This window comes from Streptococcus sp. SO2 (genome assembly GCF_030440025.1).
The window spans coordinates 231,593-243,528 of record NZ_JAQFJH010000003.1; the positions used below are offsets into that span (position 1 = coordinate 231,593).

Sequence of the window (11,936 nt, forward strand, 5' to 3'; positions counted from 1 at the left end):
TAGCAAGTTTTCCCTTTTTGTGTTATAATGTTAGGGATTGAAATGAGAACGGAGAATGAGAAAATATGGCTTTAACAGCAGGTATCGTTGGTTTGCCAAACGTTGGTAAATCAACCCTTTTTAATGCAATTACAAAAGCAGGAGCAGAGGCAGCAAACTACCCATTTGCGACTATTGATCCAAACGTTGGGATGGTAGAAGTTCCAGATGAACGCTTACAAAAACTAACGGAAATGATTACTCCTAAAAAGACAGTCCCAACAACCTTTGAATTTACAGATATTGCAGGGATTGTAAAAGGAGCATCAAAAGGAGAAGGTCTAGGGAATAAATTTTTGGCCAACATTCGTGAAGTAGATGCGATTGTTCATGTTGTGCGTGCATTTGATGATGAAAATGTTATGCGCGAGCAAGGACGTGAAGACGCCTTTGTGGATCCACTTGCAGATATTGATACCATTAACCTAGAATTGATTCTTGCTGATTTAGAATCAGTTAATAAACGCTATGCGCGTGTAGAAAAGATGGCACGTACGCAAAAAGATAAAGAATCAGTAGCAGAGTTTAACGTTCTTCAAAAAATTAAACCAGTCCTTGAAGATGGAAAATCAGCTCGTACCATTGAATTCACAGATGAGGAACAAAAGGTTGTCAAAGGTCTCTTCCTTTTGACCACTAAACCAGTTCTTTATGTTGCTAATGTGGATGAGGATGTAGTTTCAGATCCAGATTCTATCGAATATGTGAAGAAAATTCGTGAATTCGCAGCGACAGAGAATGCTGAAGTAGTAGTTATTTCCGCGCGTGCTGAGGAAGAAATTTCTGAGTTAGATGATGAAGATAAGCAAGAGTTTCTTGAAGCACTTGGCTTGACAGAATCAGGTGTTGATAAGTTGACTCGTGCAGCTTACCACTTGCTTGGACTTGGAACTTACTTTACAGCTGGTGAAAAAGAAGTCCGTGCTTGGACCTTTAAGCGTGGTATGAAAGCTCCTCAAGCAGCTGGTATTATCCACTCAGACTTTGAAAAAGGATTTATTCGTGCAGTAACCATGTCATATGAGGATTTAGTGAAATACGGATCTGAAAAGGCTGTAAAAGAAGCTGGGCGCTTGCGTGAAGAAGGAAAAGAATATATCGTTCAAGATGGCGATATCATGGAATTCCGCTTTAATGTCTAATAATATTTAACAAATAGTGTCAAATAGGTTGGAAAAAAATTCCAACCCTTTTGGCTTTTGAAAGGAAAATAAATGACTAAATTACTTGTTGGATTAGGAAATCCAGGGGATAAATATTTTGAAACCAAGCATAACGTTGGATTTATGTTGATTGACCAATTAGCTAAAAAACAAAATGTCACTTTTACACATGATAAGATATTTCAAGCTGACCTAGCATCTTTTTTCCTCAATGGAGAAAAAATTTATCTGATCAAACCAACAACATTTATGAATGAAAGTGGAAAAGCGGTTCATGCTTTATTGACTTACTATGGTTTGGATATTGAAGATTTACTCGTTATTTACGACGACCTTGACATGGAAGTCGGGAAAATTCGTTTAAGAGCAAAGGGATCAGCAGGTGGTCATAATGGCATTAAGTCTATAATTCAACATATAGGTACTCAGGTATTTAACCGTATTAAAATAGGTATTGGAAGACCTAAAAAAGGCATGTCAGTTGTTCATCATGTTTTAAGTAAGTTTGATCAGGATGACTATGTGGGTATTTTACAGTCTATTGACAAGGTTGACGATGCTGTAAACTACTATTTACAAGAGAAAAACTTTGAGAAAACAATGCAGAGGTATAACGGCTAAATGGTGACTTTATTAGATTTATTCTCAGAAAATGACCAGATAAAAAAATGGCATCAAAATCTGATAGATAAGAAAAGACAACTAATACTTGGTTTATCAACTTCTACCAAGGCTCTTGCAATTGCAAGCAGTCTAGAAAAAGAAAATAAGATTGTGTTACTGACTTCAACTTATGGAGAAGCAGAACGAATTATCAGTGATCTTCTTTCCCTCTTAGGAGAGGAACTTGTCTATCCATTTTTGGTTGATGACTCTCCTATGGTAGAGTTTTTGATGTCTTCGCAAGAAAAAATCATTTCGCGGGTTGAGGCCTTGCGTTTTTTGAGTGATCCGTCTAAGAGAGGGATTTTAGTTTGTAATATCGCAGCGAGTCGGTTAATTTTACCCTCTCCGACTAGATTTAAAGAAAGTACTATAAAAATTGCAGTTGGCGAAGAATATGACCAACACGAGCTACTTCACCGGTTAAAGGAAATTGGATATCGAAAAGTTACTCAAGTACAGACACAAGGTGAGTTTAGTATTCGAGGAGATATTTTAGATATTTTTGAGATGTCTCAGTTAGAACCTTTCCGAATCGAGTTTTTTGGCGATGAAGTAGATGGTATTCGTACTTTTGAAGTCGAAACACAATTATCGAAAGAAAATCAGACAAACCTCACTATCTTTCCAGCTAGCGACATACTTTTGAGAGAAAAAGATTATCAACGAGGACAGTTAGCTTTAGAAAAGCAAATTTCAAAGACTCTATCACCAATTTTAAAATCATATTTGGAAGAGATTTTGTCAAGTTTTCATCAAAAACAAGTACATTCAGATAGTCGAAAGTTTTTATCTTTATGTTACGATAAAACATGGACTATATTTGATTATATTGAAAAAGATACACCAGTATTTTTTGATGATTACCAAAAATTGATGAATCAGTATGAAGCCTTTGAAAGAGAGTTAGCGCAATACTTTACAGAAGATTTACAGAATGGTAAAGCATTTTCTGATATGCAGTATTTTGCAGATACAGAGCAAACCTATAAAAAACAAAGTTCAGTTACCTTTTTCTCCAATCTCCAAAAAGGATTAGGAAACCTCAAATTTGATCATATTTATCAATTTAATCAATATCCTATGCAAGAGTTTTTTAATCAATTTTCTTTTCTTAAAGAAGAAATTGAGCGATATAAAAAAATGAACTACACCATTATTCTGCAGTCTAGCAATTCAATGGGAAGTAAAACATTGGAGGATGTTTTAGAGGAATACCAGATTAAATTGGATTCCAGAGATAAGTCAAGTATCTGTAAAGAATCTGTAAACTTGATTGAGGGTAATCTAAGACATGGTTTTCATTTTGTAGATGAAAAAATTCTCTTGATTACTGAACATGAGATTTTTCAAAAGAAATTAAAACGTCGTTTTAGAAGACAACATGCGTCAAATGCAGAGCGATTAAAAGATTATAATGAACTTGAAAAAGGGGACTACGTTGTTCACCATATTCATGGAATTGGTCAATATCTAGGCATTGAAACAATTGAAATCAAAGGAATTCACCGTGATTATGTCAGTGTTCAATATCAAAATGGGGATCAAATCTCCATCCCAGTAGAGCAGATTCAATTGCTGTCCAAATATGTTTCAAGTGATGGTAAAGCGCCAAAACTTAATAAATTAAATGATGGTCATTTTAAAAAGGCCAAGCAAAAAGTTAAGAACCAGGTAGAGGATATAGCTGACGATTTAATCAAACTCTATTCTGAACGTAGTCAGTTGAAGGGTTTTTCTTTCTCAGCTGATGATGATGATCAACATGCTTTTGATGATGCCTTCCCTTATGTTGAAACGGATGATCAACTTCGTAGTATTGAGGAAATTAAGAGAGATATGCAGAACTCTCACCCCATGGATCGACTTTTGGTTGGAGATGTTGGTTTTGGAAAGACTGAAGTAGCAATGCGTGCAGCCTTTAAGGCGGTCAATGATCATAAACAAGTTGTCGTTTTAGTTCCGACGACGGTGTTAGCGCAACAACACTATACAAATTTTAAAGAGAGATTCCAAAATTTTGCAGTTAATATTGATGTGTTGAGTCGCTTTAAAAGTAAAAAAGAGCAGGCAGAGACACTTGAAAAATTAAAGAATGGTCAAGTCGATATTTTGATTGGAACGCATCGTGTTTTGTCAAAAGATGTTGTATTTTCAGATTTGGGATTGATGATTATTGATGAAGAGCAACGATTTGGTGTCAAGCATAAGGAAACTTTGAAAGAACTAAAAAAACAAGTAGATGTCCTAACCTTGACAGCAACGCCAATTCCTCGCACTCTCCATATGTCTATGTTGGGAATCCGAGATTTGTCTGTTATTGAAACACCTCCGACCAATCGTTATCCAGTGCAAACCTATGTTTTGGAAAAGAATGATAGTGTAATTCGTGATGCTGTCTTGCGTGAAATGGAGCGTGGAGGCCAAGTTTACTATCTTTACAACAAAGTTGACACAATTGACCAGAAGGTTTCAGAATTACAGGAGTTGATTCCAGAAGCTTCGATTGGGTTTGTTCATGGACAAATGAGTGAAATTCAGTTAGAAAATACTCTACTGGACTTTATTGAAGGACAATATGATATTTTGGTGACAACTACTATTATTGAGACAGGGGTAGATATTCCAAATGCCAATACCTTATTTATTGAAAATGCAGACCATATGGGTTTGTCAACCTTATATCAGTTAAGAGGAAGAGTCGGTCGTAGTAATCGCATTGCTTATGCCTATCTTATGTATCGTCCAGAAAAATCAATCAGTGAAGTCTCTGAAAAGAGATTAGAAGCGATTAAGGGATTTACGGAATTAGGCTCAGGATTTAAGATTGCGATGCGAGATCTTTCGATTCGTGGAGCAGGAAATCTCCTAGGAAAATCCCAATCAGGTTTCATTGATTCTGTTGGTTTTGAATTGTATTCACAGTTATTAGAGGAAGCTATTGCTAAACGTAACGGCAATGGGAACAAAAGAAGCAAAGGAAATGCTGAGTTGATTTTACAAATTGATGCTTATCTTCCTGACAATTATATTTCTGATCAACGACATAAGATTGAAATTTACAAGAAAATTCGTCAAATTGACAACCGTGTCAACTATGAAGAATTACAAGAAGAGTTGATGGACCGTTTTGGGGAGTATCCAGATGTGGTGGCCTATCTTTTAGAGATTGGTTTGATCAAGTCATATTTGGACAAGGTATTTGTAGAACGTGTGGAAAGAAAAGAAAATAAGATTACAGTTCAATTTGAAAAAGTCACTCAACGGCTATTCTTGGCTCAAGATTATTTTAAAGCCTTATCCGCAACTAACTTAAAAGCAGCCATAGCTGAGAATAAGGGATTAATGGAAGTTGTATTTGATGTCCGAAACAAGAAGGATTATGAAATTTTAGAAGGGCTGATGATTTTTGGAGAAAGTTTACTAGAGATAAAAGAATCAAAGGAAGCAAATCCCATTTAACATTTTTCTTCTATAAAAAGGATAAAAATGGTACAATAATAATTTGAGGTAATAAAAATGAGATTAGACAAGTATTTAAAAGTATCACGAATTATTAAGCGCCGCACAGTCGCAAAAGAAGTAGCAGATAAAGGCAGAATCAAGGTGAACGGAATCTTGGCCAAAAGTTCAACGGATTTGAAAGTTGATGACCAAGTTGAAATTCGCTTTGGAAATAAGTTGTTGCTTGTTAAAGTACTAGAGATGAAAGATAGTACAAAAAAAGAAGATGCAGCAGGCATGTATGAAATTCTCAGTGAAACACGGGTAGAAGAAAATGTCTAGAAATATTGTACAGATGAATAATTCTTTTATTCAAAATGAACATCAACGTCGTCGTTACCTGATGAAGGAGAGACAAAAACGAAATCGTTTCATGGGTTGGGTCCTTATTTTGATGATTTTGTTGTTTATTTTACCAACTTATAACTTGGCCCAAAGCTATGATCAGTTACTGCAACGCCGTCAGCAATTAACAGAGTTGAAAGAGCAGTACCAAACTCTTAGTGACGAAAAGGATAAGGAATCTGCTTTTGCTGCAAAGTTAAAAGATGAAGACTATGTAGCAAAATACGCACGCGCCAAGTACTATTACTCAAAGAAACGAGAAGCAATTTACACAATTCCTGATTTGCTTCCGAGGTAATATCATGGAAAATTTATTGGAAGTTGTTGAGCAATTTCTAAGTTTATCAGATGAAAAATTAGAGGAATTGGCAACTAAAAACCATTTATTACGATTGCAAGAAGAAAGGGAAGAGAAGAATGCGTAAGTTCTTAGTAGTTTTATTGCTACCTGCTTTTATCATAACCTCAAGAGTAGTTAGCACAGAAAAACAGCTTTCTTACTCTTCACAAGAAATTTATTATCTAACCGAGTCTGATTATGGATTCTACTATAAAGAAACTCTTGAATCTCCAATGGTTTATGGAGAAACAGCTGTCTACGCTAATGAGGATCTTGTTAAGGAGTCTGGTAAATTGACTCCTGGAACCACCTTTAAAATCGTAGAATGGCGTTTGAATAGACAAGGTGTTCCTGTTTTTAAATTAGATAATCACCAGTTTATTCTTGCAGATAAGCGGTTGGTCTATGATCAAAGTCAAGTTCAAACTCAAAATAGACAAGTATGGTTGGAGCCAGGGTTTGTTATCTATAACAGCCCCTATGATGCTAAAGAAATTTCTTCATCTCTCTCTCCTTATCAACTTGTAAAGGTGGATAGAGCTCTCTTTGCTGGGGGACAAGAATTTCTTCATATTAATCAAGTTGGGTGGGTATCAAAAGAGTTCACCTCAGAAGAAGACAATCGCATCCAGAAGGTTCAAGAAGTTTTATCAAACAACTATCAGAATGAAAATTATTCCATTTATGTTAAACAACTGAGTACAGGTAAAGAGGCTGGGGTGAATGAAGACAGCAAACTTTATGCAGCTAGCATCTTGAAACTAGCCTATCTTTATTATTCTCAAGATAAGATAAATCAAGGAGAGTATACGCTAGACAGTAGCTTCAAGTATGTCCCGGAAGTAAATAGTTTCCCTGGGTCCTATAAACCAGAAGGTAGTGGTAGCTTACCTAAAAAAGAAGATAACAAAGAATACAGTCTTCAACAGTTAATTACCAAGGTAACAAAAGAGTCTGATAATGTTGCTCATAATATTTTAGGTTATTACGTGACCAATCAATCTGACGGGGCTTTTAAAGAAAAAATGTCCACTATTATGGGTGAAGATTGGGATGTGAATGATAAACTGACTTCTTCAAAAATGGCTGGAAAGGTCATGGAAGCTATCTATAATCAGAATGGTTTTGTCTTAGAGTCTCTAGGTAAGACTGATTTTGACAACCAAAGAATTGCTAAAGGTGTTTCGGTTAAGCTAGCTCATAAAATTGGAGATGCCGACGAGTTTAAACATGACACTGCGATTGTTTATACGGATTCTCCTTTCGTTCTTTCCATTTTCACCAAAAATTCTGATTATGATACTATTGCTAAGATAGCTAAGGATGTCTATGAGGTTCTAAAATGAGGGACCAGGATTTTTTAAATCATTTTCTCCAAAAAGAGTATTTCAAAAAACATTCGAAAGTCGTGTTAGCTTTGTCTGGCGGACTGGATTCAATGTTTTTATTCCAGCTATTGTCTACTTATCAAAATGAGTTAGAAATTGAGTTGATTGTAGCACATGTCAATCACAAGCAGAGAAGGGAGTCTGACTGGGAGGAAAATGAACTAAGGAAGTTAGCTGATGCAGCTGAACTTCCTATTTATATCACAAGCTTTTCAGGAGACTTTTCAGAAGCGCGTGCTCGAGAGTTTCGTTATGATTTTTTTAGGAAAATCATGAAAGAGGTTGGAGCGACTGCCTTGGTTACTGCCCACCATGCAGATGATCAAGTTGAAACGATTTTGATGCGCTTGATTCGAGGAAGTCGGTTACGCCATTTAACAGGGATAAAAGAAAGTCAAGTAGTTGATGATATTGAAATCATCCGTCCCTTGTTGCCTTTTCATAAAAAGGATTTTCCACCAATTTTTCATTTCGAAGATCAAACAAATCAGGAAAATACCTATTTTCGCAATCGTATTCGGAATAGGTATTTACCAGAACTTGAAAAAGAAAATCCTCGTCTTAAATCCGCCCTTTTAGATTTAGGAAGGGAAATTTCAGATTACCAGGCAACAATAACGGAACTTTCGAAAAAAATTGATGTGGAAGATTTGAATGAGCTATTTTCATACTCTCAACAAACTCAAGGAATCTTGCTCCAGAACTATCTTAATCAATTTCCAGACTTAAATCTGACGAAGGCTCAGTTTGATGAAGTTCGACAGATTTTAACAACGAAAAGCCAGTATCGTCATTCTCTTAAAAATGGCTATGAATTGATAAAAGAGTATCAGAATTTTCGAGTTTGCAAAATCAGTCCACAGGCTGATGAAAAGGAAGATGAACTTGTGTTACACTATCAAAATCAAGTTCGATATAAGGGCTATTTATTTTCCTTTGGCATCCCTATTGAAGGGCATATTGTTCAAAAAGTAACGGTTTCACGGGAAACATCTGTACATATTAGATGTCGAAAACCTGGCGATGTTATTATCCTAAATGGTCATCGAAAGAAACTGAGACGCTTATTTATAGATTTGAAAATCCCTATTGAAAAACGAAAAACAACCCCTATTATTGAGCAATTTGGAGAAATTGTCTCAATTTCAGGAATTGCGACCAGTGATTTGAGTAAAAACACGAAAAATGATATAATGAACACTGTACTTTATATAGAAAAAATAGATAGGTAAAAAGATGTTAGAACACGATATAAAAAAAATCCTCGTTTCACATGATGAAATTATAGAAGCAGCTAAAAAGCTAGGTGCGCAACTAACAAAAGAATATGAGGGGAAAAATCCAATTCTTATTGGAATTCTGAAAGGATCAATTCCTTTTATGGCTGAATTGGTCAAACATATTGATACGCATATTGAGATGGATTTCATGATGGTATCTAGTTACCATGGTGGAACAGCAAGTAGTGGTGTCATCAATATCAAGCAAGACGTGACTCAAGATATCAAAGGAAGACATGTTTTATTTGTAGAGGATATCATCGATACAGGTCAAACCTTGAAGAATTTGCGAGATATGTTTATTGCAAGAGAAGCAGCTTCTGTTAAAATCGCGACTTTGTTGGACAAACCAGAGGGACGTGTTGTTGAAATTGAAGCGGATTATACTTGCTTTACTATTCCAAATGAGTTTGTAGTAGGTTATGGTTTGGACTATAAAGAAAATTATCGTAACCTTCCTTATGTTGGAGTATTGAAAGAAGAAGTTTATTCAAATTAGAAAGATCTATCTTTAATGAAAAAACAAAATAATGGTTTAGTTAGAAATCCATTTCTATACTTGTTAATTATCTTCTTCCTAGTGACAGGATTCCAGTATTTTTACTCTGGAAATACTGCTGGACGAAGCGAAAAAATTAACTATACAGAACTGGTAAAAGAAATTACAGCAGACAATGTAAAAGAATTAACCTATCAGCCAAATGGCAGTATCATTGAAGTGTCTGGTGTTTATAAAAATCCTAAGACTAGTAAAGAAGAAACAGGAATTCAATTTTTCACTCCTACAGCTACAACAGTAGAAAGATTCTCAAGTACTATTCTTCCATCTGATTCAACAGTTTCAGAATTGCAAAAACTTGCTTCTGAACATCAGGCAGAAGTAACAGTCAAACATGAGAGTTCAAGCGGTATGTGGATCAATATCCTTGTCTCTGTTGTGCCATTTGCTATTCTTTTCTTCTTCCTATTCTCTATGATGGGAAATATGGGAGGAAATAGTGGCCGAAATCCAATGAGTTTTGGACGTAGCAAGGCCAAAGCTGCAAATAAAGAAGATATCAAGGTACGATTCTCAGATGTTGCTGGTGCCGAGGAAGAAAAACAAGAATTAGTAGAAGTTGTTGAATTCCTAAAAGATCCAAAACGATTTACCAAACTTGGTGCACGTATTCCTGCAGGAGTTCTTTTGGAGGGACCTCCGGGAACAGGTAAGACCTTACTTGCTAAGGCAGTTGCTGGGGAAGCAGGTGTTCCATTCTTTAGTATTTCAGGTTCTGATTTTGTAGAAATGTTTGTCGGAGTTGGTGCAAGCCGTGTTCGTTCTCTTTTTGAGGATGCAAAAAAAGCAGCGCCAGCCATCATCTTTATCGATGAAATTGATGCCGTTGGTCGCCAACGTGGTGTCGGTCTTGGTGGAGGTAATGATGAACGTGAACAAACCTTGAACCAACTCTTGATTGAGATGGATGGTTTTGAGGGAAATGAAGGAATCATCGTTATCGCTGCGACGAACCGTTCAGATGTTCTAGATCCAGCTCTTCTCCGTCCAGGACGTTTTGATAGAAAAGTCTTAGTTGGTCGCCCTGATGTTAAAGGTCGTGAAGCAATCTTGAAAGTTCACGCTAAAAATAAACCTCTGGCAGACGATGTTGATTTGAAACTAGTTGCCCAACAAACACCAGGTTTTGTGGGAGCCGACTTAGAAAATGTTCTAAACGAAGCAGCCTTAGTTGCTGCTCGTCGCAACAAATCAATCATTGATGCTTCAGATATTGATGAGGCAGAGGACAGAGTAATTGCTGGACCATCTAAGAAAGATAAAACAGTATCACAAAGAGAACGTGAATTGGTTGCTTATCATGAGGCTGGACATACCATTGTTGGTTTAGTCTTGTCAAATGCCCGTGTTGTTCATAAAGTTACCATCGTACCACGTGGACGTGCAGGTGGTTACATGATTGCACTTCCGAAAGAGGATCAAATGCTTCTATCTAAAGAAGACATGAAAGAGCAATTGGCAGGTTTGATGGGTGGTCGTGTAGCTGAAGAGATTATCTTTAATGTACAAACGACAGGAGCTTCAAATGACTTTGAACAAGCCACACAGATGGCGCGTGCAATGGTCACTGAATACGGTATGAGTGAAAAACTTGGCCCAGTTCAATACGAAGGTAATCATGCTATGTTTGGTGCACAAAGTCCTCAAAAATCAATTTCAGAACAAACAGCCTATGAGATTGATGAGGAAATTCGTTCATTATTAAATGAGGCACGAAACAAAGCTGCTGAAATTATCCAATCAAATCGTGAAACCCACAAACTGATTGCAGAAGCATTGTTGAAATACGAAACATTAGATAGTACACAGATTAAATCTCTTTACGAAACAGGTAAAATGCCTGAGACAGTAGAAGAGGAATCCCATGCATTATCTTATGATGAAGTAAAATCAAAAATGAGTGAAGAAAAATAAATTTAGAGAGGTTTAACCTCTCTTTTTATGTTCTAATGGAATGGCTATCGAGCATATACATTGATAGTCGACCCTCCTCGTACAGGTTTAGATGATAAGCTGTTGGAAACCATTCTGACCTATGTTCCAGACAAAATGGTCTATGTATCCTGCAATGTTTCGACCTTAGCTCGAGATTTGGTTAAACTAGTAAAAGTCTATGACCTCCAGTATATCCAGTCGGTCGATATGTTTCCCCACACTGCACGAACAGAAGCAGTGGTTAAGTTAGTGAAGAAAAGAAAAAATTAAACTCACTGAAAAAAGTTCTTGACAAAGGTAAAAAAGTAGGTATAATAGAAAGAGTTGAAAAGCTCAAGGTCCGTTGGTCAAGGGGTTAAGACACCGCCTTTTCACGGCGGTAACACGGGTTCGAATCCCGTACGGACTATGGTGTATTGCGGTTAGAAAAAACTTGAAAAAAGTTTAAAAAATCTGTTGACAGAGGCAGGTAGCTGTGATATACTAATATAGTTGTCGCTTGAGAGAGATTGAGTGACAAAGACCTTTGAAAACTGAACAAGACGAACCAATGTGCAGGGCACTATAACTGAGGTTATAGTACTGAACAATGAAAAAAACAATAAATCTGTCAGTGACAGAAATGAGTGAGAACTCAAACTTTTAATGAGAGTTTGATCCTGGCTCAGGACGAACGCTGGCGGCGTGCCTAATACATGCAAGTAGAACGCTGAAGGAGGA

At 36.5% G+C, this 11,936-nt stretch carries 10 protein-coding genes, 1 tRNA gene, 1 rRNA gene and 1 pseudogene; all 13 read left to right on the plus strand.

The window, feature by feature from the left end:
- Nucleotides 1–65 precede the first annotated feature (65 nt).
- Complete coding sequence (ychF, locus tag PCY17_RS05480; RefSeq protein ID WP_084944228.1) at nt 66–1,181, plus strand: redox-regulated ATPase YchF; 1,116 nt, start codon at nt 66–68, stop codon at nt 1,179–1,181.
- A gap of 72 nt (nt 1,182–1,253) precedes the next feature.
- Entirely contained in the window at nt 1,254–1,823 is a 570-nt protein-coding gene (gene pth, locus PCY17_RS05485; protein ID WP_084944227.1) for an aminoacyl-tRNA hydrolase, read from the plus strand.
- Entirely contained in the window at nt 1,824–5,327 is a 3,504-nt protein-coding gene (gene mfd, locus PCY17_RS05490) for a transcription-repair coupling factor (RefSeq protein ID WP_084944226.1), read from the plus strand.
- A gap of 57 nt (nt 5,328–5,384) precedes the next feature.
- Nucleotides 5,385–5,651, plus strand: a complete 267-nt coding sequence (locus PCY17_RS05495; RefSeq protein WP_001234975.1) for an RNA-binding S4 domain-containing protein — start codon at nt 5,385–5,387, stop codon at nt 5,649–5,651.
- Nucleotides 5,644–6,012, plus strand: a complete 369-nt coding sequence (locus tag PCY17_RS05500) for a septum formation initiator family protein (protein WP_000089268.1) — start codon at nt 5,644–5,646, stop codon at nt 6,010–6,012. Before PCY17_RS05495 ends, PCY17_RS05500 begins: the two co-directional genes overlap by 8 nt.
- 4 nt (nt 6,013–6,016) lie before the next feature.
- Nucleotides 6,017–6,139, plus strand: coding sequence for an SP_0009 family protein (locus PCY17_RS05505; protein ID WP_000429344.1), 123 nt, complete (start codon nt 6,017–6,019; stop codon nt 6,137–6,139).
- A complete protein-coding gene (locus PCY17_RS05510; protein ID WP_301392097.1) occupies nt 6,132–7,400 on the plus strand; it encodes a serine hydrolase in 1,269 nt (422 codons plus the stop codon). Before PCY17_RS05505 ends, PCY17_RS05510 begins: the two co-directional genes overlap by 8 nt.
- Entirely contained in the window at nt 7,397–8,674 is a 1,278-nt protein-coding gene (tilS, locus tag PCY17_RS05515; protein WP_301392098.1) for a tRNA lysidine(34) synthetase TilS, read from the plus strand. Before PCY17_RS05510 ends, tilS begins: the two co-directional genes overlap by 4 nt.
- A 4-nt stretch (nt 8,675–8,678) precedes the next feature.
- Nucleotides 8,679–9,221 carry a hypoxanthine phosphoribosyltransferase gene (gene hpt / locus PCY17_RS05520; protein ID WP_301392099.1) on the plus strand — a complete coding sequence of 181 codons (543 nt, stop codon included), beginning with the start codon at nt 8,679–8,681 and terminating at the stop codon, nt 9,219–9,221.
- A gap of 15 nt (nt 9,222–9,236) precedes the next feature.
- Entirely contained in the window at nt 9,237–11,195 is a 1,959-nt protein-coding gene (gene ftsH / locus PCY17_RS05525) for an ATP-dependent zinc metalloprotease FtsH (protein ID WP_084880294.1), read from the plus strand.
- A 54-nt stretch (nt 11,196–11,249) separates the two neighbouring features.
- Nucleotides 11,250–11,486, plus strand: a pseudogene (locus PCY17_RS05530) (23S rRNA (uracil-5-)-methyltransferase RumA); the annotation flags it as partial.
- A gap of 67 nt (nt 11,487–11,553) precedes the next feature.
- Nucleotides 11,554–11,625 (plus strand) — tRNA-Glu (locus tag PCY17_RS05535).
- A gap of 232 nt (nt 11,626–11,857) precedes the next feature.
- Nucleotides 11,858–11,936: ribosomal RNA gene (locus PCY17_RS05540) — 16S ribosomal RNA — on the plus strand; the annotation flags it as partial.

What these genes read in the sequence shown, in the direction of transcription:
- ychF (WP_084944228.1), top strand. Translation starts at nt 66, where the DNA reads ATGGCTTTAACAGCAGGTATCGTTGGTTTGCCAAACGTTGGTAAATCA.
- pth (WP_084944227.1), top strand. Translation starts at nt 1,254, where the DNA reads ATGACTAAATTACTTGTTGGATTAGGAAATCCAGGGGATAAATATTTT.
- mfd (WP_084944226.1), top strand. Translation starts at nt 1,824, where the DNA reads ATGGTGACTTTATTAGATTTATTCTCAGAAAATGACCAGATAAAAAAA.
- PCY17_RS05495 (WP_001234975.1), top strand. Translation starts at nt 5,385, where the DNA reads ATGAGATTAGACAAGTATTTAAAAGTATCACGAATTATTAAGCGCCGC.
- PCY17_RS05500 (WP_000089268.1), top strand. Translation starts at nt 5,644, where the DNA reads ATGTCTAGAAATATTGTACAGATGAATAATTCTTTTATTCAAAATGAA.
- PCY17_RS05505 (WP_000429344.1), top strand. Translation starts at nt 6,017, where the DNA reads ATGGAAAATTTATTGGAAGTTGTTGAGCAATTTCTAAGTTTATCAGAT.
- PCY17_RS05510 (WP_301392097.1), top strand. Translation starts at nt 6,132, where the DNA reads ATGCGTAAGTTCTTAGTAGTTTTATTGCTACCTGCTTTTATCATAACC.
- tilS (WP_301392098.1), top strand. Translation starts at nt 7,397, where the DNA reads ATGAGGGACCAGGATTTTTTAAATCATTTTCTCCAAAAAGAGTATTTC.
- hpt (WP_301392099.1), top strand. Translation starts at nt 8,679, where the DNA reads ATGTTAGAACACGATATAAAAAAAATCCTCGTTTCACATGATGAAATT.
- ftsH (WP_084880294.1), top strand. Translation starts at nt 9,237, where the DNA reads ATGAAAAAACAAAATAATGGTTTAGTTAGAAATCCATTTCTATACTTG.